This is a genomic window from Paenibacillus rhizoplanae (genome assembly GCF_042684125.1).
Lineage (GTDB): Bacteria > Bacillota > Bacilli > Paenibacillales > Paenibacillaceae > Paenibacillus_AQ > Paenibacillus_AQ rhizoplanae.
This window is the reverse complement of record NZ_JBHUKY010000017.1, coordinates 106,209-126,078: the sequence shown is the minus strand read 5'-3', so window position 1 is coordinate 126,078 and position 19,870 is coordinate 106,209. Positions and strand designations below refer to the sequence as shown.

General features: G+C 53.8%; 15 protein-coding genes. 5 read left to right on the top strand and 10 right to left on the bottom strand.

Going from position 1 to position 19,870, the window contains the following annotated elements; genetic code table 11:
• Positions 1 to 163: 163 nt before the first annotated feature.
• Both ACFSX3_RS07255 and ACFSX3_RS07250 read right to left on the bottom strand, forming a co-directional pair.
• Positions 164 to 1,903: an ABC transporter ATP-binding protein gene (locus tag ACFSX3_RS07255; RefSeq protein WP_209992791.1), complete on the bottom strand. Its 1,740-nt coding sequence runs from the start codon at positions 1,901 to 1,903 to the stop codon at positions 164 to 166.
• Positions 1,900 to 3,639 carry an ABC transporter ATP-binding protein gene (locus ACFSX3_RS07250; protein ID WP_209992790.1) on the bottom strand — a complete coding sequence of 580 codons (1,740 nt, stop codon included), beginning with the start codon at positions 3,637 to 3,639 and terminating at the stop codon, positions 1,900 to 1,902. Before ACFSX3_RS07250 ends, ACFSX3_RS07255 begins: the two co-directional genes overlap by 4 nt.
• Before the next feature lie 161 nt (positions 3,640 to 3,800).
• On the opposite strand from ACFSX3_RS07250, the gene ACFSX3_RS07245 reads away from it, so the two are divergent.
• A complete protein-coding gene (locus tag ACFSX3_RS07245) occupies positions 3,801 to 4,670 on the top strand; it encodes a LysR family transcriptional regulator (protein ID WP_209992789.1) in 870 nt (289 codons plus the stop codon).
• A 113-nt stretch (positions 4,671 to 4,783) separates the two neighbouring features.
• Here the strand turns inward: ACFSX3_RS07245 and htpG are convergent, their stop codons facing one another.
• Positions 4,784 to 6,667, bottom strand: a complete 1,884-nt coding sequence (gene htpG, locus ACFSX3_RS07240; protein WP_209992788.1) for a molecular chaperone HtpG — start codon at positions 6,665 to 6,667, stop codon at positions 4,784 to 4,786.
• A gap of 151 nt (positions 6,668 to 6,818) precedes the next feature.
• Between htpG and ACFSX3_RS07235 the strand changes: the two genes are divergently transcribed.
• A complete protein-coding gene (locus ACFSX3_RS07235; protein WP_209992787.1) occupies positions 6,819 to 7,100 on the top strand; it encodes a GyrI-like domain-containing protein in 282 nt (93 codons plus the stop codon).
• 890 nt (positions 7,101 to 7,990) lie between these two features.
• Here ACFSX3_RS07235 and ACFSX3_RS07230 read toward each other — a convergent pair.
• Genes ACFSX3_RS07230 through ACFSX3_RS07215 form a run of 4 tightly spaced genes read right to left on the bottom strand, consistent with a single transcriptional unit; the run spans position 7,991 to position 13,164 of the window.
• Positions 7,991 to 9,367, bottom strand: coding sequence for an MBL fold metallo-hydrolase (locus ACFSX3_RS07230; protein WP_209992786.1), 1,377 nt, complete (start codon positions 9,365 to 9,367; stop codon positions 7,991 to 7,993).
• Entirely contained in the window at positions 9,364 to 11,049 is a 1,686-nt protein-coding gene (locus tag ACFSX3_RS07225) for an ABC transporter permease (RefSeq protein ID WP_209992785.1), read from the bottom strand. The genes ACFSX3_RS07230 and ACFSX3_RS07225 overlap by 4 nt, the downstream gene beginning before the upstream one ends.
• A 25-nt stretch (positions 11,050 to 11,074) precedes the next feature.
• A complete protein-coding gene (locus tag ACFSX3_RS07220) occupies positions 11,075 to 12,163 on the bottom strand; it encodes an ABC transporter substrate-binding protein (protein WP_379256419.1) in 1,089 nt (362 codons plus the stop codon).
• Positions 12,164 to 12,168: 5 nt separating this feature from the next.
• The gene (locus tag ACFSX3_RS07215) at positions 12,169 to 13,164 is read right to left on the bottom strand and encodes an ABC transporter ATP-binding protein (RefSeq protein ID WP_209992783.1); all 996 of its coding nucleotides are present in this window, start codon (positions 13,162 to 13,164) and stop codon (positions 12,169 to 12,171) included.
• Positions 13,165 to 13,333: 169 nt separating this feature from the next.
• Between ACFSX3_RS07215 and ACFSX3_RS07210 the strand changes: the two genes are divergently transcribed.
• Positions 13,334 to 14,224 carry a LysR family transcriptional regulator gene (locus tag ACFSX3_RS07210; protein ID WP_209992782.1) on the top strand — a complete coding sequence of 297 codons (891 nt, stop codon included), beginning with the start codon at positions 13,334 to 13,336 and terminating at the stop codon, positions 14,222 to 14,224.
• Positions 14,225 to 14,339: 115 nt separating this feature from the next.
• Positions 14,340 to 15,212: a hypothetical protein gene (locus tag ACFSX3_RS07205; protein ID WP_379312766.1), complete on the top strand. Its 873-nt coding sequence runs from the start codon at positions 14,340 to 14,342 to the stop codon at positions 15,210 to 15,212.
• Between the two features lie 193 nt (positions 15,213 to 15,405).
• On the opposite strand, the gene ACFSX3_RS07200 is transcribed toward ACFSX3_RS07205, so the two are convergent.
• On the bottom strand, positions 15,406 to 16,302 hold the full coding sequence (locus ACFSX3_RS07200; RefSeq protein ID WP_209992780.1) for a LysR family transcriptional regulator: 897 nt from the start codon (positions 16,300 to 16,302) through the stop codon (positions 15,406 to 15,408).
• Between the two features lie 121 nt (positions 16,303 to 16,423).
• Between ACFSX3_RS07200 and dapA the strand changes: the two genes are divergently transcribed.
• Positions 16,424 to 17,329, top strand: coding sequence for a 4-hydroxy-tetrahydrodipicolinate synthase (gene dapA, locus ACFSX3_RS07195; protein ID WP_209992779.1), 906 nt, complete (start codon positions 16,424 to 16,426; stop codon positions 17,327 to 17,329).
• A gap of 129 nt (positions 17,330 to 17,458) precedes the next feature.
• Here the strand turns inward: dapA and ACFSX3_RS07190 are convergent, their stop codons facing one another.
• Both ACFSX3_RS07190 and pduL read right to left on the bottom strand, forming a co-directional pair.
• A complete protein-coding gene (locus tag ACFSX3_RS07190) occupies positions 17,459 to 18,952 on the bottom strand; it encodes a DEAD/DEAH box helicase (protein ID WP_209992778.1) in 1,494 nt (497 codons plus the stop codon).
• A 221-nt stretch (positions 18,953 to 19,173) separates the two neighbouring features.
• Complete coding sequence (gene pduL / locus ACFSX3_RS07185) at positions 19,174 to 19,746, bottom strand: phosphate propanoyltransferase (protein WP_209992777.1); 573 nt, start codon at positions 19,744 to 19,746, stop codon at positions 19,174 to 19,176.
• Positions 19,747 to 19,870: the final 124 nt, after the last annotated feature.

The following is a 19,870-nucleotide window of genomic DNA, read 5'->3' as shown; positions in this document are numbered from 1 at the left end:
ACGAAACTACGAAACGCAGACGTTTTCGTCGAGACCCATTGGCCTACCTTAAACAGATTGAAAACAAATTATGTTAGCAAATTAGTCAACCGTAGAAAAAAAACAGCTGCGGCAGACTTCCCAAGAAGTCCTGACCGCAGCTGTTATTCTGCATTCCCCCTGCTTATACCGCCGCAAACTGGCTATTATACAGCCGGGCGTAGTAGCCTCCGCTCTCCAGCAGCCCGTCATGCGTTCCGCTCTCCACAATATCTCCATCCTTCATGAACAGGATGAGGTCCGCCTCACGGATCGTGGACAGACGGTGGGCAATGACGAAGCTGGTCCGGCCGGTGATCATTGCCAGGAAGGCCTTCTGTATCCGCACCTCCGTCAGGGTATCAATGCTGCTGGTCGCTTCATCCAAAATGAGCATCGGCGGATCAACCAGCATGACGCGGGCAATGGTGAGCAGCTGCTTCTGGCCCTGGGAGAGATTATCTCCCGAGGTGCTGATTCTGGTGTCATAGCCTTCAGGCAGGCGCTTGATGAAGCTGTGTGCATTTGCGGCCTTGGCTGCTGCAATCACCTCCGCTTCGGAGGCCTCCGGCTTGCCGTAAGCAATATTGTCGCGGATGGAAGCCCCATACAGCCAGGTCTCCTGAAGCACCATGCCGAAATTGCGCCGCAGACTGTCACGGGTGATGGAAGTAATATCTATTCCGTCAATTTGAATCGTTCCGCTGTCTACCTCATAGAAGCGCATCAGAAGATTGACCAGCGTGGTCTTGCCCGCCCCGGTCTGTCCGACGATCGCCACGCGTGTGCCCGGCTTCACCTCCAGGCTGAAGTCCTTGATCAGCGGACGCTCCGGTGTATAGGCGAAGCTTACCTTGTCGAAGGTGATCGTTCCCCGGCTGTTCTCCATCACATAGGCATCCTGCTGATCCGGGGCCTCCTGCGGGAGATCCAGAATGGTGAAGATCCGCTGCGCCGAAGCTGTTGCGGACTGCAGCTGTGTAATAACACCAGTAATCTCATTGAACGGCTTCGCGAACAGACTGGAATAGATCAGGAAGCTGGACAGATCCCCCACGGAGAAATGTCCTCCGATGACCAGCACACTCCCGATCATCGCAATCAGCGAGAAGGTGATATTATTGACCAGCCGCGTGGTCGGGTTCGAGAGCGAGCCATAGAACTGCGATTTCGTCCCTGTCTGGTAGAGCTCATTATTCCGCTCCGCAAAACCTGCAAAGGAGCGGTCCTCGTAATGATAAGCCTGCACCACCTTTTGCCCGCCGACAATTTCCTCGACATAGCCGTTCAGCCCCCCGAGAATCTTGGCCTGCTCACGGAACAGCTGCTGGGAGCGCATGGTAATGAAGCGGGCGACGAAGAAGGTCGCCGGAGCAGACAGCAGCACTACCAGCGTCATTACAGGGCTGATATAGAGCATCAGTCCGATGGCCCCGGCAATGGTGACAATCCCGGTCAGCAGCGTGGAGAAGCCCTGTAGCAGCCCGTCAGAGACGGCATCCATGTCGTTCACGAACCGGCTGATGCTGTCACCCTGGGGATGGTTATCATGGAACTTCAACGGCAGGGCGTCCAGCTTGTCAAACAGCTCGCGGCGCAGGTCATAGACCGTGCGGAACGCCAGCTTATTCGTATAATAAGTGAGCAGCCAGCCGAAGAAGCTGCCGACCAGATACACACTGCCCAGAATCAGCAGCAGGCGCAGAATTTCCGGGAACTCCACCCGATCCGGTCCGATCATATGGTCGATGGCGCGGCCAATCAGGAGCGGCCCGATCAGGCTGGCAACCACGCTCAGGATGGCGCAGAAGATAGCGGCATACGTTATTTCCCGGTACTCACGGGTATATTGAAACAGACGTTTCCAGGTCATTGTACTGGTCATTGTAAAGCCTCCTCGCTTGAGAGCTGTGACATGCAGATTTCCTGATAGACTGCGCAGCTCTCCAGCAGTTCCTCATGCGTACCGATTCCGGCGATCCGGCCTTCATCGAAGACGATGATCTGATCAGCCTGCCTTACTGTGCTTACCCGCTGGGATACAAGCAGCACGGTCATATCTGTACTGTTCTTGCTTAGCGCGCGGCGCAGTGCCGCATCCGTGGCGAAGTCCAGCGCACTGGAGGAATCGTCCAGGATGAGGATCGGTGGGCGTCCAACTACGGCGCGGGCAATGGTCAACCGCTGCTTTTGTCCGCCGGACAGATTGTGCCCGCCGCGTACCACCAGTGTATCCAGCCCTTCCGGCAGCCGGGTGATGAACTCCTCAGCCTGGGCAACCTCCGCTGCGGCCATGATCTCGTCCCGGGTAGCAGAAGCCTTCCCCCAGCGGATATTCTCAGCAATCGTGCCGGTGAACAGCACTGCCTTCTGCGGCACAATGCCGATTCTGCTGCGCAGCTGCTCCAGCCGGTAGTCCCGTACATCCACACCCTCAATCCTAACTTCCCCTTCCACAGCGTCATAAAAGCGGGGAATCAGATTTACGAAGGTGGTCTTTCCAGAACCGGTACTGCCAATTAATCCAACCGTCTGCCCCTTGAGGATATCTACAGAGATATTTTCCAGGGCCTGCTCACCGGTGGTGTTATAGCCGAAAGAGACATTGCGGAAGGAAATAACCGGAGCCGTATCATCCCGCTTCGCAGCAGGTGCATGGGCAGGCACTTCAGCAACTGATGCCGTCATAGCCAGCACCTCATTGATACGGTTCGCAGACGACGAGGCTTTGGTGAACAGAATGACCAGATTAGAGACTACGATCAGGGCCAGCAGGATCTGGGTTACATAGTTAATGAATGCAATAATCTCACCCTGCGACAGACTCCCGGCTTCAATATGAATGCCGCCCACCCATAGAATGGCAATAATCGCCGCGTTCACTACCAGTGTCGTCATCGGTCCCAGCCAAGCGGAGATCCGTCCGACACGGATGGCCGTCTGCGTCAGATCCTCAGAGGCTTCATTGAAGCGCTGCTTCTCGCGGCGGCTTTCGGCGAAGGCCCGGATCACCCGGATTCCCGAGAGATTCTCGCTGAGCACAAGCGCCAGCCGGTCCAGCTTCGCCTGATATTTGCGGTACATCGGCGAGCTGCGCGTAATGATGAAGTACAGAATGACTCCAAATACCGGAGTGGCGGCAATCAGGATCAGCGACAGGCGGAAATCCAGGAACATCGCCATAATAATGGCACCGATACAGATGAACGGCGCACGGATTACGAGCCGGATCAGCATGGCTACTGCCACCTGCAGCTGGTTAACGTCGTTAGTGATCCGGTTGATCAGCGAAGGTGTTCCGATAACATCCAGCTCCGCATACGACAACGAAGAGATATGCTTGAACATTTTATTGCGCAGCGAGGTCCCGAACCCCTGAGAAGCCCGCGCCGCATAATATTGACATACTAAGGAGCAGCCGAAGCCCAGAATAGCCATCAGCACCATCAGTGACCCCATCCGGTAGACGTAGCTGCTATCCTGCTTGGCAATTCCGTTGTTGATGATCAGGGCTACAATGGTCGGCAGCAGCAGCTCGAGAATCGCCTCCAGCAGCTTGAAAATCGGCCCGATCGTCACTTCTTTTTTGTACGGTTTTAAGAAAACTGCAATTTTGTGCACATTCATCCTCACCTAACTTAGCGTAGTATGTAATCCCTCTTGAAAAAAACAAAAGACCCGTTATGATTATGTCATACCTGCTTACATATTCATAATATTGGTTTCGTATCTATCCCATATGTATAACGTATGTCATATCCCTTACAAATGGAGGCTGTACTATGGATATCCGCCAATTAAAATATTTCCTGGCCATTGCCGAGGAAGGACAAATTACATCCGCAGCCCGAAAGCTGCAAATGGCCCAACCGCCGCTCAGCCAGCAGCTCAAGCTGCTTGAAGAGGAGCTTGGAGTCAAGCTGGTGGAGCGCGGACCGCGCAGTATCCAGCTGACGGATGCCGGAATGATTCTGCGTAACCGGGCCCAGCAGATCCTGGAGTTAACGGACTCCACCGCCCGGGAGATCAGCGATTATGCCAAAGGGCTGAAGGGCAGCCTTACCATTGGAACGGTCTCCTCTTCAGGCGCTACATTGCTGCATGAGCCGCTCACAGCTTTCCATAAAAGCTATTCGGGCGTAACCTTTGAAATTCACGAAGGCAATACGTTCATGATTATCGACCTGCTGAACAAAGGCATTGTTGAAGTTGGCATTGTCCGCACCCCGTTCAACACCAGCAATCTGGAATGCCTGTATTTTCATTCGGAGCCGATGATTGCGGTAATGACTGCTGATTATGACTGGGCCAGGAGCCAGAGTGCTGCCCAACTGGGCGAGCTGCAGGACAAACCGCTGATTATCTACCGCCGCTTCGAGCAGCTCATCCGCGAGACCTGCCTGGAGCACGGCTTTGGGCCACAGATCTTCTGTATGAACGATGATGCCAGGACAACGCTACTCTGGGCCAATGCGGGACTCGGGATCGGCATCGTGCCCAAGTCGGCGTTCGAGCTGGCCAATCACAGCAACCTGATCTACAAAGAAATCCTTTGCGAGAACCTGCGCACCCGTGTGGCAGCCGTATGGATGAAGGATAAGTATTTGTCCTCTATGGCGACCAAGTTCATCGAGACCTTCAAGTCCATCTGAACATGCTCAGGCCCCACAAAACATATAAATTCTTTCCAAAAAGACCCCGCGCCGGCCGAAGCCAGTCGCGGGGTCTTTTAAAAGTAAGGGTCAACAGCCCGGCGGCGCCGGTGTTAGACCATGATTTTGCAAATATCGTTCGTGAACTGTACCGGATCATTAACCTGCAAGCCTTCGATCAGGAGTGCCTGGTTGTACAAGAGGTTAGTGTACAGGCCCAGCTTCTCCTTGTCGCCTTCGGCCGCAGCCTTCAGCGATTTGAAGACATCATGGTGAATGTTGATTTCCAGCACCTTGTCCGCTTGCACATCCTGGCCGCCGTTAGGCATGGCCTTGAGGATTTTCTCCATCTCGATCGTCAGCTCGCCTTCAGTGGACAGGCAGACCGGATGGGATTTCAGCCGCTTGGAGGCCTTGACCGCCTTCACTTTGCCGGACAGAATGCCCTGCATGGCTTCGAACAATCCCTTGTTCTCATTCTCTTCCTCTTCGGATGGCTTATCCTCGGCACTCTCTTCAATGCCTAAGTCGCCGCTGGAGACATTTCTGAACTCCTTCTCCTTGTACGCCATGATCATCTTGATTGCGAATTCATCGATGTCATCGGTGAAGTAGAGAATCTCGTAGCCCTTGTCCAGCACCATTTCGGTCTGCGGCAGCTTCTCAATGCGCTCTACTGATTCACCCGAAGCGTAGTAGATATACTTCTGGTCTTCCGGCATTCTCTCTACATATTCAGCCAGCGTCACCAGCTTCTTCTCCTTGGAGGAGTGGAACATGAGGAGATCCTGCAGCGTTTCTTTTTCCATACCATAGTCGTTATAGACCCCGAACTTCAGCTGTCTGCCAAAAGACTTATAGAACGTCTCATACTGCTCGCGCTCATCCTTCAGCAGGCTCAGGAGCTGGCTCTTGATCTTGCTCTTGATGTTCTTCGCAATCATCGTGAGCTGGCGGTCATGCTGCAGCATCTCACGGGAGATATTGAGCGACAGGTCCTCGGAATCGACCATCCCCTTGACGAAGCTGAAGTAATCCGGCAGCAGGTCGGCGCATTTGTTCATAATCAGCACACCGTTGGAGTAAAGCTCCAGGCCTTTTTCATATTCCTTGGTGTAGTAGTCGAACGGAGTATTCTCCGGAATGAACAGAATCGCGTTGTAGACCACTGCACCGTCGGCACTGATGTGAATGTGCTTCAGCGGCTTGTCGAACCCGTAGCGCTTCTCTGCATAGAAGTTGTTGTAGTCTTCATCGGTCAGCTCTTTTTTGTTCTTGCGCCAGATCGGCACAATGCTGTTGACCGTCTGCTCTTCGGTGACATCGATGAATTCATTCTCGGCGCCCTCTTTGGGCTGTCTGCCGGTAATGTCCATCTTGATCGGGAAGCGGATGAAGTCCGAATACTTCTTGATGACCGATTTCAGACGGAATTCTTCGAGGAATTCATCGTAGTTATCGTCTTCAGTGTTCTCTTTGATCTTCAACGTAATTTCGGTACCGACTGTATCCTTCTCACAAGGCTCAATCGTGTAGCCGTCCGCACCCTGGGATTCCCATTTGAACGCCTGCTCGCTGCCCAGCGCCTTACTGATTACGGTCACATCGTCAGCCACCATGAATGCGGAATAGAATCCGACCCCGAATTGACCGATGATGTTATGTCCGTCCTTGGCTTCATTATCCTTCTTAAAAGCAAACGAGCCGCTGTTTGCGATAATCCCCAGATTGTTCTCCAGCTCTTCCTGCGTCATCCCGATGCCGGTATCGGCAATGGTTAACGTGCGGCTCTCCTTGTCGGCGGTTACTTTGATGTAGTAGTCCTCTTTATTGAACACCAGATTATCATCGGCCAGTGCCTTGTAATAGATTTTATCAATGGCATCACTTGCATTTGAGATCAGTTCCCGCAGAAAAATCTCGCGCTGCGTATAAATGGAGTTAATCATCATTTCCAGCAGTCTTTTGGATTCAGCTTTAAACTCTTTTTTAGCCATGAATAAATGAATCTCCTTTCAATAGTAACCTTCGGATTGCGGAGCATCGTTTAGCACTCCACTCACTTGAGTGCTAACACTCCCTTTTATATAACATATTCTAGTTTTTGATGTCAATATCTTGCTGCCTAAGAAGTCCACAAAAAAAGAGATGAATTCTATTTTAGTCCATGTTAGCATTCGGATTGTACTTCATTTGACCACTCCTCCAGCCGAGGCCTCAGTACCTTACGGTGAGCTTCCCGGAGGAGCCTACGCTGTGGTAACCATGCGGCATACGGCTGAAGCTGCCCTGCAAGCATGGGCCGAGATTCTCCCAACGTTGTCAAGCAGCGGCCATAAGCTTGATCCCGGGCGGTCGGTTATGGAGAGATACACGGAAGACATGGTCAGCAGGCATCTTTGTGAGCTTTGTTTTCCTGTGCTTGAGTAAGGGCAGGAAGGCGCTTTGAAAAGCGGATGTGCCAAATGCCATGAACGAGGCAGGATCAACATAGGCGCTTGTGTGGACGCTCCGCAAACAGAACGTTGTTCCCATCGCTGTTGTGTCCAGATTTTTTCATTCCCCCTTAGCGGTGAAAATCCGGACACAAAGGCGAACGCTCCGCTTGTCCACAATCATTCTGCCCGCTCCGCTGTTTAAGTGGGAAGCGGACAAAATCCCCCTAACGGGCGAAGTATACTGGTGCCTCATCGCCTTCTGGTGATATACTTCCAGCCCATTTGCCTTTTACACACCTCGTAGTCGATTTTCGCATACGTTCTAAAATCTTTCTTCCTTTTCTGGCGGTGCTCCTCCCATCTCTCACCAATTCAGAGCGTTTTCTCTCACCAACCGCTTGTATGAAGCAGCATTGTTGCACATTTTGCAGGATTTCTCTAAAAATGTTACTGGCTATTGTACATTGTTGCATCAATTGCAGGAATTCCGGTGCTTGGAGCAAGTTAGAGCTGGCCTTGTTGCATTTCATGCAGGATTTCAGCATCAGTTACTTCTATTGGGCAGTATTGCTGCACTTCTTGCAGGATTTCTCTAACAATGTTACAGGCTGCGGAGCATGAGGCCCATCCCACATCGCAGCAGCACGAATTGCATTCGAATTTCCGCATAGATTGGGTCCGATTACCTTCGTGCCTGCCCAATGTGTTCGCTTTTTCGCCTACATTTGCCCACGCGCCGCCCCCCAACAAATTGTATTCGGTTTTTCATATACATTCCGTCTTCACATCAGAAGAAATTCATAATTTCCTAAAAAACAAAAAAGGGGCCACCTCTATAAGCAAAATTTCCGCTTATGAGACAGCCTCTTTTCATCCATCATTTCATAGGCCTTCCAAATCCAGCGTTTCTCCCGGCGCCATAGAATGCAGCGTGCACCCGGTCAGCTGCCCGCCCTGGATCAAGGCATCACGGAGCTTGTCGGTCTCCGGCTTCGCGGCATGAACCAGTACGGCGTGCCGTACCGGAAGAGACTTCAGCATACGCTGCACATCTTCCCGGCCCTGATGCACCTTGTAACGCAGCTTAAGCACTTCGCATACTCCATGCTGTCCCGGTTCATGCAGCAGCTTGTATCCGAAGGTACCGGCCGCTACATGACCGGTGATCAGCACGGAATAGGTTGAATGGGAGGCCCACCTCGCATAGTACCAGCGGGACAAGGATGATTGCATCATGCCATCCGGTACGAACCACAGGGAAGGGCCGGAGCCTGACAGCAGCTCCTCCCGCTCCGCCTCGCTCTGTGGCATCGTCCAGCGGCGGGCGGCAAGAAAGTCTGCTATGTGATCCGCTGCGGAATACCCTCCTGTTCGCTCAGCACTCCTAAGCCAGAACGGCGAGGCTGCCAGCCGCCTCATCCCCTCTATCAGCTTCGCTTCCACTACCATTGGCAGATCCGCGAAAAGCTTGGCTGCCCACAGCATCATCTCATGGCCGCGTCCGCCTGCCGGAACCGGCAGCAACACCTTGCCTCCGCGTACCGCAGTCCTGCGGATGGCCTGCTCCAGCTGCCTCAGCTTATCGGACTGGGTATCCTCGTCCATACCGTAGGCCGCATCGGTAACCGCCAGATCAAGACGCTGGCTGCAAGACCATGCCCGCAGCCTCTGCTCCAGATCCGGGATGCCTCCGGCTGCTTGTATCGCCTCAGTTGGTGAATCAGCCGCAAGCAACAGGGATTCCGCCGTATAGTCACCGGAATAGAAGATCGACCGCCCTTCCGCAGCAATCAGGAACCATACAGATCCCGCCAGATGCCCGCTTCGTCCCCACATGACCTGAACCCCGGGAATCAGCCCGAACCAGGACAGGCACTTGCCCTCCTCCTCCAGATACCGGTAACGGATCGCTTGTTCATCTGCTTCAGTGTATGGCAGCTCATGACCCTCACGGCTAATGCTAGATCGCCAGGAGCGGAAGTAGGCATCCAGCTGCGCCCGCGTTTCCCGCGTTGTCCATACCTCCCCCTTGTAACCCTGCGCATACAGCAGCGGCAGCGCTACCGAATGATCCTCATGGGCATGGGAGAGCAGCACCGTATTCAGCAGGGCCGTCTGCCGGAGTTCGATGAGAGGATATTGTCCGGCTCCGCCTTTTTTCACCCCGCAATCAAGCAGCAGACGGTAGCCGTCTCCACTCAGGAGGTACGCGGAACGCCCGTGTTCGCCAGCTCCGCCCCATATGGTCAGCTTCGTCATGATCCGGTCCACTTTCTTCTGGAATTCAGCAGTTCAATGCCGAGCAGCAGCAGCACCGTCAAACCAACCGATACCACCGCCATTGCCATGCCAAGCGATACCTGCCCCTGTTCAAACTGGGCAAAAATATACGTAGCCGAGGTCTGCATCGAAGGCGGCAGAATCAGCAGCGAGCCGACCAGCTCCCGTACAGATATGGTGAATGTCATCATCCAGCCTGCCAGGATGCCGGGCATAATGAGCGGAAGCAGAATCCGCCGCAAGATATAGAACGGGCCTGCTCCGCTGACCTGGGCCGCTTGAAACAGCAACCCGTTAATTTGCGAGAAGCTGGACTTCACATACTGCACCGTATAAGGAAGAAACAGCACCACATAGGTAAGCACTACCATGCCGTAGGTGTTGTAGAGCGTGAAGGGCATCCAAGGCGCATTCCAGAGCAGAATCAGCCCTACCACCATTACAATGCCCGGAACCGTATTAGGCAAAAGACTCAGCAGATCAATGATCCGCTGCAGCCGGGCCCCGGACCTGCCGATGGCTAGGGCAAGGCCGGCTCCAAGCACGACAGCCACCGATGCTGCGGCCAGCGACAGACCCAGACTGTTCCCAATCGCCTTCAGGCTCACCGATCCCCAGGAGAGCAGCTCCCTGTAATGATCCAGCGTCAGATTGTCCAGCGACAGCCCGGCACCGCGCAGCTTCATCAGCGAGGCGGCGATAATCGAGAAGTAGGGGATGCCTATGGACAATAGCAGCAGGGCAGCCAGATATAAGCCCGCGAGCCAGCCTGCGCCGCCGCGCAGGGAATACGTCTTGGAGCGCTGTCCCTTGCCCCCCACCAGACGGTAAGTGAACCGGCGGCTGACCGCCGACTGCATATACCAGATGACCAGACAGACCGACAGCAGCACGGATGCCAGCGACGTAGCCTTGCCGAAGTCAATCGGCCAGCTGGAAATGTATTTATGAATTTCCGAGGTCATGACATAATAGCCGATCTTGCGGCCGAAGGTAGCCGGTGTTCCGAACTCTGCAATCGCCTTGACGAAGACGAGCATTACCCCCATCCCATAAGCCGACAGCAGCAGCGGCATGATGATCCGCCGGAAGCGGTAGCCTGCCTTTGCGCCGTGCACCGCTCCCGCCTCTTCCAGATTGCCGCCTATACGAATAAGCGCATCCCGAAGCAGCAGATACAGGAACGGGAACAAATGCATGCTCATGATGAAGACCATCCCCCAGAAGCTGAAGAAAGAATCACTTAACGCACCCGCACCCGGAAGCCACTGCTGAAGATAGCCGCCTTTTTGCATGAACAGAATCCAGCCCATGGAGCCGATATACGGCGGGGTCATGAACGGAATCAGCAGAATAACATCAATCCAGCGGTGCAGCCCCATGCGGGTCTTCGCCATCATCCAGGCCAGCGGCATCGCAAGCAGCGTCGTTCCAGCCACTACACATATTCCAAGCCATACCGAATTCAGCAGCACCCCGGACAGACTCTGTCCGGTGATCGTACGGAGCGGGGCCATCCAGTCCAGCCGCTGATTCGGGGTGACGCTTTGCCAGAAGATAAGCAGGAGCGGAATGCCAATGCTGACCGCCAGCAAAAAGAAGGAGAGCAGCAAGCCCGCTCTCCGAAGTATCCGGTTACTGTCCATGGAGACTGGACTCATTGCTTTTCACCTCAACCCTAATCCTTTATTTGTAAATTTCTGCGAATTTCGAAGCCGTCTCATTCCCGTGCTCACTCATCCAGGTCCAGTCTGCCTTAAGCTGCGGGATGTCCTTCAGATTGGTCCGGTTCGAAGCTTCAATATCCTCGCGGCCCGGTATTAGATACGCATCCGCTACCAGCTGCTGAGCTTCGTCAGATAACAGATAATCAATGAATGCTTTAGCATTGGCCACGTTCGGACTTGTTTTCAGAATTGCTGCTGGTCTCGGACTTACCACCGTACCCTCCTCAGGATAGATAATATCCAGCGGCTCTCCTTTGGCTTTGGCCTTGTAGGCCATATAATCTACTCCTGCTGCTACAATACTCTTAGCTCCTGTAATCACCGGATCAAGCGCCTCCTGGTTCGCTCCAGCCATGGCAACACCGTTCGCCTTGTAATTCTTGAACAGCTCCCAGCCCTGCTCGCCGTTCACGCTCAGATAGCCTGTGATGAAATCCAGCGCCGAGCCTGACAGTGTCGGATCAGGAATGTTGACGGCATCCTTCCACTCCGCACCTGCCAGCTCTGCCCAGCTCTTGGGCGGATTCGCTACCAGCTTCGTATTATAGACAATCCCCAGCGCTGATGCGCTTGAGCTGAAATAATTGCCTTCGGCATCCGACCAGTCCTGAATCAGCTTGTCCTTATTGGCCGCTTCCGGGTATGGCAGCGTCAGACCATCCGCCTTAAGAGCCTGTGCGGAAGGCAGAGAAGCCAGAATCACCACATCGGCCACCGGATTTGCTTTCTCCGCTTCCATCCGGGCCAGAATCTTGCCGGTCGTTCCCTGGAACATTTCCACCGTGAGACCCGTCTTGGCCTTGAAGCCATTCACAATTTCGTCTGCCAGGCCCTGCGGGCCGGCGGAATAGAGCACCAGCTTACCGCTTAACGCAGCTTCTGTAGCTTGAGGAGCTGACGTAGCAGTGCCGGTTGTCTCCGGTGCAGCCGTTGTTCCAGCTTCACCCGCACTCGTGCTGTTGCCCGTACCGCAGCCCGCCAGACTCATACTCATCACAGCAGATAACAGCAGCATTGCCCCTTGTTTACGCGGATTGTTCCATTTCATGATTATCATTCGCCCCTTTTAGGTTCTTCTTCATTTGAATTCATACGGCATATCCGCCGCGGTGAGACATAGAGCTGAACTTTTTCTCCTACAGGAATCCGGTTGTTCAGATAGGCTGTCCATATTCCGGCCCCCTCCACCTCCGCACGGATCTCATAACGCTCTCCGACATAACTGATACTCTGTACAACAGCGGAATAACACAGATCATCGCCCGCCGTGCGGCTCCATCCGATATGTTCAGGCCGCACCATCTCCTGCTCTGGCGTAAGCCAGTTCGACTTGCCGATGAACGAAGCGACGAACGGCTCTGACGGGGCCTCGTATACCGCTTCAGGAGTTCCTGTCTGCAATATCCGCCCGCTTTTCATAACTACAATCTCGTCGGACATCGACATCGCTTCGATCTGATCGTGGGTCACGTAGAGTGCAGTTAGACCCATATCCCGGACCAGCGACATCATTTCCACTCTCATCTCTTCCCGGAGTACGGCATCCAGCGCGCTTAACGGCTCATCGAAGAGCACGACACCCGGACGGACAACTACCGCTCTGGCAAAAGCAACCCTCTGCTGCTGACCGCCCGACAGCTGATGCGGATACCGGTTCTCCATCCCCTGCAGCCGGACCATCTCCAGTGTCTCCAGTACCTTGCCCCGCAGCTGCGCACGCTGCCCTGAGGCCTTCAGCCCGAAAGCCACATTCTCATACACAGTCATATGCGGCCAGAGTGCAAAATCCTGGAACACCATCCCGAAATTCCGCTTGTGTACCGGAACATCGATCCGCTGCGCAGCGGAGAAATAACATTTCCCGTCAGCGTATAATTCCCCGCCATCCGGGCGCTCAAGGCCCGCTAACATCCGCAGCAGCGTGGTTTTGCCGCAGCCGGAAGGCCCCAGTAAGGTGGTGAACTTACCGTACTTCAATTCAAGCCCCGCAGGCAGCAGCGCCGGTTTTCCGCCAAAGCTTTTATGAATCCCCTTAATCTCAATATTCATTTCGATCCCTGCCTGTCTTCTTGAGCTGTCCTCAGTCTAACGTCTGTATTCGCAGGTTGTTTATTTTTCGTGTAAACATGTAATTAACTTTATATATGAATTCTGTTAACGTTCATAGATAAAATCTATGGTGGGGGATCTCCCACTAACGCTTAGAAGAGGTACAACTATGAATCTGATGAAACTGCAAATCATTGAACTGATCGACCAGCTGCACCATATGACCAGCGTAGCTGAGGTGCTCGGGATCAAGCAGCCGACCGTAACCTTTCATATGAAGTCGCTTGAAGAAGAGTTTGGGGTCCGGCTGTTTGAAGCCCGCAGCGGCAAAACCTTTCTCACTGAGGCCGGAGCAGCGCTCCTTCATTATTCCGTGAAAATTAATGCGCTTGCCCGCGAGGCCCGCCGGGTAGCCGGCGAATTCGACACCCTCTACCGGGGAACGCTGCTGATTGGAGCCAGCTATGTACCTGCAACCTACCTGCTGCCTTCCATATTACATGCGTTCTCCCGGGAGTTCCCCGGCATCCGCATGGTTCTGTCTGTGAAGCCCTCCCCGGTCATCCGGGAGATGCTGATCCGTCATGAAATTGACTTAGGTGTGATCTCCTCCGAGCCTTTCACGGAGCCTGCCCTGCAGGCTGAATCGCTGATTACAGATGACCTCGTCCTGATCTGTTCTCCTAAGCATCCGCTGGCCCGCAAGACTCAGCTTACTATGGAGGAGATGAGTAAGACTCCCTTTGCGCTGCACGGAAGCGAATCCAGCACACGCCGCCTGACCGAGCGCTGGTTCGGAGAGCAAGGGCTGCAGCTGCGTAATACGATTGAGGTCGATTCGCTGGAGGCCATCAAGCAGCTCGTGCAGCTGGGCGGCCACATCTCCATGATGTCCCGGATGGCGGTACATTGGGAGGAACTGCAAGGCCTAATTCAGGTGCTGCCTATTCAAGGGGAAATGGCGCCGCGTTATATCTATGCCGTGCATAACAAGGACCGTCATCCTTCGGTACAGATGGAGAGCTTCAGGAGCAGCCTGCTGGAAACCAAAAACTGTTAGCCCCCATTGAGATAGTCTATGCAGGATTAACGCAATTCCCCTTTCTCTTTAACCGCTCCCATATACTCAGCCCGTAAAGTGGGTCATGTACCCAAACCCGATCATAGGAGTGATGATGTTGAGAAAATGGAAAAAGCTTACCCTGTCCTTCATGCTGAGTATTGTGACAGCAGGCGGTGGATTAGCCGGACAGGGCATCCTACTGCCGGAGCGCGTCTCAGCCGCAGCTAACGCAGTTCCAGCTTATGAAGTGAAGTTTCTGGCGGACCCTGATCTAGTCTTGAACGGCAGCGGATCACCACGCAACGAGGTCATGGATACGCTGGATCTGAATTCTACTCCACAGGCTATTCGAGTCGAGTATTTCGATACCGACACGCTTGAGCTGAACAGCAAGGGGTGGGATGTGCGGCTGCGCAAAAAAGAGAACAAATCTGATTATGAATTGACCTATAAGAAACGTTATCCTGTCGTGAACGGAAATATCCAGGCAGCGCTCACCCTGGCGAATCAGGAGGGCTTCGACGCCTCCGATGACAACTATGAAGCAGAGGTGGATTGGGGGTATGGCAAGCAGACCCTTAGCTTCTCCAATACCAAGAAGGTCAGCACCAAAGCTACCGGAGCCGTACTCCCTGCTGAGGAAGATGCCCTGAAGCTGCTGCTGGACAAGCTGCCGGGGAAATTGAAGAACTGGTCTGTGTCGAACTGGGGCAAGCAGAAGCTGGCAGCCTCCCGGGCACATGGCCCGTTGACCTTCGAGCGGTATACAGGCACCTGGAACAATCAGGAGATCACTTTTGAGGTATGGCCTGTGCGTGACGAGGCGGGAAGCGGCATCCAGAATATCGTGGAAATTTCATTCAAAACCGCCGATAGCACCAGCGTAACCGGATTACGTACCGGGCTAATGAGCCTGCTGAACGCCGAGGGCTGGCTTCTTCCTGCCGATGGCCTCAAGACCCAGCTGATTCTGGAACGGTATTAGCGTAATCGTCAATATTAGCTGAGAAGAAGGAGTTGCGACAACTAGAACGCTAGTGTACAGCGTGGAGCAACTAATTTTTGCTTATAACTAGAAAAAGAGCACTGCGGCACCCTTCTTGAGGGCGATACGGCAGTGCTCTTCTATTGGTATGAATCTACGAGAGGTGACTCGCCGCTGCCCGGTTACGTCACCTTCACAGCGCAACAGTCTTCGCCTTAGCATCCTCTAGCAGCATCTGAATCAGCGACTGGAGCGGCAGGGACTTCCACTTCTTCGGATGCAGCAGTAGCTGCAGATCGAAATGGATCTCCGGGTGGGCAAAAGACAGCTCGGACAGGTTCCCCCGCTCGATCTCCTCCTCAGCCACAATCCGCGGCAGCAGCGCTATGCCTAGGCCATTGCGCACACACCGCTTAATCGCCTCCAGATTCGACAGCTCAAAACCAATCCGGAACTCGATCCCATGGTCCCGGAGCAGGTTCTCGAACAGGCTGCGGTAAATGCAGCTCTCCTCGGAGACAATCAGCTCGCAGTTGTTCAGATCCTGAAGGGTTACCTGCTCCAGCCGGGCCAGCGGATGGCTGGCTGGTGCCACCAGAACAAGCGGCTCCTCGCGGATGATCGTTCGCGTAAGCGCGCTATCCACCGTACTGCGGTCCAGCAGGAGGCCGATATCGACCTCGCCGTCCCTGATCTTGGAGACTAGCTTGGCCTCCTGCTCGGTCTGCAAATGAATATTCAGACCGGGGAACATCGTCCGCAGCTGCTGCAGGAACGGCGGCAGGTAGAAGGCCGCGAGTGAATCAATCGTTCCGATAGTAAGCGTTCCGCCGATCTGCTGGGCGATCGTTTCCTTAGAGCGGTCATAGAGATCCAGAATCTCCACGAACAGCTTAAGCAGCTCTTCCCCCGGCGGAGTTAAGCGCAAGGCGCGGCCATGACGTTCAATGAGCGGCACTCCATATTCCTTCTCAATCTTCTGTATCTGCATCGTGACGCTGGACTGTGCATAGCCCAGCTCCTCAGCCGCGCGCGTGAAGCTTTGCCGCTTGGCCACTTCGCGGAAGGTCCGCATATACGTTAAGTCCATCGTCTCTCACCCTAACATCAATATTATTGATAACCCACATCATTTATTATAGCTAACAATGATGCAATAATCCATGGTACAGTAGAACAAACGGATTTTACATTTTTGGAGGACGATATTCATGTTAACAGAAGCACAGATTTATGGAATCTATGTTCCCGTGGTCACCCCGTTCCATGCTGCTGGTGAGCTTGATCTGGAATCGTATCAGCGTTATGTGAACAACATCATCAAGAACAATATTCATGGTCTGGTCGTCAATGGAACCACTGGAGAATCGCCGACAGTCAATATACAGGAATTACAGACACTCGTGGATACCTCACGGGAACTCTTGAAGTCCAGCACCATCCCGCTCGTGATAGGTACAGGTACGAATGATACTCACTCTACCGTGACCCGTACTGAGCTGGCCGCGAACGCAGGTGCAGATGCCGCACTGGTGGTTGTTCCTTATTACAGCCGTCCGTCACAGGAAGGCATCATCGCCCATTTCCGCAAGGCGGCAGAGGTGGGTCTGCCCATTATGGCCTATGATATCCCGGGCCGCACTGGAGTCGGCATGACGCTGGACACCGCCCGTACGATCCTGGAGATGAACAATGTCGTAGGGTTAAAAGACTGCTCCGGCTCTCCCCTGCTCGTCTCCGAGCTGTCCAAGAGCGGCAGCAAGCCCGTGCTCTGCGGCGACGATCTGCATTTCTTCGAGATGCTGGGCTACGGAGCCGCCGGAGGCATGCTGGCCTCGGCCAACGTACATACCGACCGCTTCCTAAGCATCTACGAGCAATACAGAGCGGGTCAGGTTGAGGCTGCGCAGGCTGCCTATGATCAGCTGGTGCCGCTGATGAAGCTGCTGTTCAAGGAGTCCAACCCGGCCCCGATCAAATGGCTGCTCAGCGCACTCGGAGAGCTCTCCTCGGATACGCTCCGCTTGCCATTGACCTCCATTAGCGCCGCGCTGCGCGAAGAACTGGGCGCCTACCTTGCAGAGGAAGCTGCCAGTGACAGACAAGAAGCGATGTAACAGATAAGAGGCCATGTAACAGACAAACACCCGCCATCTTCAGTGAGACACTGAGAATGGCGGGTGTTTTTTGTTAGATAGCGTTTAGTATTACTGGCTAGCATCACTCACTACACGTTGCAAAGTCGATTACGAACGGCCCGCTTTAGCCGCTGGACGGCTGGACGGACGACCGCTCTGGCTGCCGCCAGGTCTGCTGCCCGACGGGTTTGAACGGCCGTATGAGCCACCGGGTGATTTCTGGCTCTGGCTGCCGCCTGGACGCCCGTTGGCATTAGCCTGACTTCCCGATGCACTTCTCGCTCCACTGCCTTGCTGGCCGCTTCCAGATACGCCTTTAGCGCCACCTGTGTTGCTGCCGCCCTGCTGTTTGCCTTGTGCGAACCATTCCGACTTCGGCTTGCGGGGCGGATTCGTCTTGGCTTTTTGCGACGGTTTGACCGGCGCTTTGCCGGGACGGTCTGCCAGCAATGCCAGATTGCTCTTAGACATCGGATACGCATGGTCCTTGATCTCCGGAATCATCTTGCCGATCAGCTTCTGGATATCCTTCAGATACGGAATTTCCTCCGCTTCGCACAGCGAGATGGCAATGCCGCTCATCCCCGCACGGCCGGTCCGGCCAATACGGTGAACATAGGTTTCCGGGATATTCGGCAGGTTGAAGTTGATGACATGGGACAGCTCATCAATATCAATTCCGCGCGCGGCGATGTCTGTGGCTACCAGCACCCGTGTCGTACCGCTCTTGAAGTTTCTTAGCGCATTCTGGCGCTCATTCTGTGATTTGTTGCCGTGAATGGCCTGTGCTGTAATATTAATGCGGGTTAAATCCCGGGTTACCCGGTCCGCGCCGCGTTTGGTGCGTGTGAATACCAGCGCCGATACAATCGACGGGTCCTGCAGCAGACGGTTCAGCTGATTCTGCTTATTTCCGTTCTCCAGCAGATAGATCGACTGTTCGATTCTGTCTACTGTAGAGGATACCGGAGTAATCTCGATTTTCACCGGATTGACCAGCAGCGTCTTCACCAGCTGCGAAATCTCTGTAGGCATGGTCGCCGAGAAGAACAAGGTCTGCTTCTTGAGCGGCATCTTGGCGATAATCCGCTTCACATCATGAATGAAGCCCATGTCCAGCATGCGGTCCGCTTCATCCAGCACTAGAATCTGCACATGCTGCAGATCCACACGTTTTTGGCTGATCAGGTCGATTAGACGGCCCGGTGTAGCAATAAGAATGTCGGCACCGATGGCAAGCGCCCGCTCCTGCGCCTTCTGTGATACTCCACCGACAATGGCTGTCGAACGGATCGTTGTGAACTTGCTGTAGGCCTGAATGTTCTCCTGAATTTGCAGCGCCAGCTCACGGGTAGGCGTAAGAATCAGGGAACGGATGCGCTTGCCTCCGCCGGTTCTGCCCGGCTGCTGGCTCAGCAGCTGGATAATCGGCAACGAGAAGGCCGCTGTTTTACCAGTACCCGTCTGTGCACAGCCCAGGATGTCTCTGCCGGCCAATGCCGCAGGAATAGACTCTTCCTGGATCGGGGTTGGGGATGTATAGTTTTCCAGGCTAAGCGCCTTAAGAATCGGGGGGATCAGGTTCAAATCGTTAAATGTCATTTTATCTCCTTCATTGTGCATACATATATTGGTGAATCCATAATTCCATTACTGAATATTCCTTTTGCGGCGTCTCCACATAGCGCTCAGCAAAGTCATAACACATAATGATAACACAGAAAAGCGAATATGAAAACTTTCATTTCTTTCTTTTCAAAAAAAAATACAGCAAAAAAGCAGAGGAAGGGTCCCCTGCTCTTGTCTTCACTATAATTAAGATACTAATCTACGATTTCAGCGATATCGCCATTATTGGCACCGGCAGCGTTAGCTTCATCGGTATCGATGTGCATATCCAGCTTGAAGTTGTCGGATACGCGTGCAAGCACGTTCTCCAGCACCAGGCCGCGTTCGCCGCCCAGACGTACCTTCAGGAGCTGCTTATCGGCAATGCCCCAAGCTTCTGCTTCGGAAGTGTGGAAGTGGATGTGGCGCGCTGCTACAATAACGCCAGTCTCCAGCTCAACTTCACCGGCAGGTCCTTTAATCGTAATTCCAGGTGTTCCTTCAATATTGCCGGATTCACGGACAGGTGCCTTCACGCCGAGGCTGAAGGAGTCTGTGCGGGATACTTCCAGCTGCGAAGCCGGACGGGCAGGTCCGAGGATTCTCACTTTGTCGAACTTCCCTTTCGAACCAATTACAGCCACTTGCTCATTCGCTGCGAATTGTCCGGGTTGGGACAGGGGTTTGAACTCGGTCAATTGATAACCTGGGCCAAACAATGCTTCTACGTGCTCCTGCGTAAGGTGAATATGCCGGGCCGACACACCTACGGGTACAGTCTTGCTCATTTTTAAGTCACTCCTTGTATTTTCTCTAGTATCTGTACAAGCCACTGAACATTATACATCTAATTACCCACAAATAAAAAGACCCGCATCACAATGCGAGCCTTTTTTCCGGGCATATTACGAT

What these genes read in the sequence shown, in the direction of transcription:
- ACFSX3_RS07215 (WP_209992783.1), bottom strand. Translation starts at nt 13,164, where the DNA reads ATGAATATTGAGATTAAGGGGATTCATAAAAGCTTTGGCGGAAAACCG.
- ACFSX3_RS07235 (WP_209992787.1), top strand. Translation starts at nt 6,819, where the DNA reads ATGAATTCTATTTTAGTCCATGTTAGCATTCGGATTGTACTTCATTTG.
- ACFSX3_RS07255 (WP_209992791.1), bottom strand. Translation starts at nt 1,903, where the DNA reads ATGACCAGTACAATGACCTGGAAACGTCTGTTTCAATATACCCGTGAG.
- ACFSX3_RS07205 (WP_379312766.1), top strand. Translation starts at nt 14,340, where the DNA reads ATGTTGAGAAAATGGAAAAAGCTTACCCTGTCCTTCATGCTGAGTATT.
- ACFSX3_RS07230 (WP_209992786.1), bottom strand. Translation starts at nt 9,367, where the DNA reads ATGACGAAGCTGACCATATGGGGCGGAGCTGGCGAACACGGGCGTTCC.
- ACFSX3_RS07245 (WP_209992789.1), top strand. Translation starts at nt 3,801, where the DNA reads ATGGATATCCGCCAATTAAAATATTTCCTGGCCATTGCCGAGGAAGGA.
- ACFSX3_RS07220 (WP_379256419.1), bottom strand. Translation starts at nt 12,163, where the DNA reads ATGAAATGGAACAATCCGCGTAAACAAGGGGCAATGCTGCTGTTATCT.
- ACFSX3_RS07225 (WP_209992785.1), bottom strand. Translation starts at nt 11,049, where the DNA reads ATGAGTCCAGTCTCCATGGACAGTAACCGGATACTTCGGAGAGCGGGC.
- ACFSX3_RS07200 (WP_209992780.1), bottom strand. Translation starts at nt 16,302, where the DNA reads ATGGACTTAACGTATATGCGGACCTTCCGCGAAGTGGCCAAGCGGCAA.
- htpG (WP_209992788.1), bottom strand. Translation starts at nt 6,667, where the DNA reads ATGGCTAAAAAAGAGTTTAAAGCTGAATCCAAAAGACTGCTGGAAATG.
- pduL (WP_209992777.1), bottom strand. Translation starts at nt 19,746, where the DNA reads ATGAGCAAGACTGTACCCGTAGGTGTGTCGGCCCGGCATATTCACCTT.
- dapA (WP_209992779.1), top strand. Translation starts at nt 16,424, where the DNA reads ATGTTAACAGAAGCACAGATTTATGGAATCTATGTTCCCGTGGTCACC.
- ACFSX3_RS07210 (WP_209992782.1), top strand. Translation starts at nt 13,334, where the DNA reads ATGAATCTGATGAAACTGCAAATCATTGAACTGATCGACCAGCTGCAC.
- ACFSX3_RS07190 (WP_209992778.1), bottom strand. Translation starts at nt 18,952, where the DNA reads ATGACATTTAACGATTTGAACCTGATCCCCCCGATTCTTAAGGCGCTT.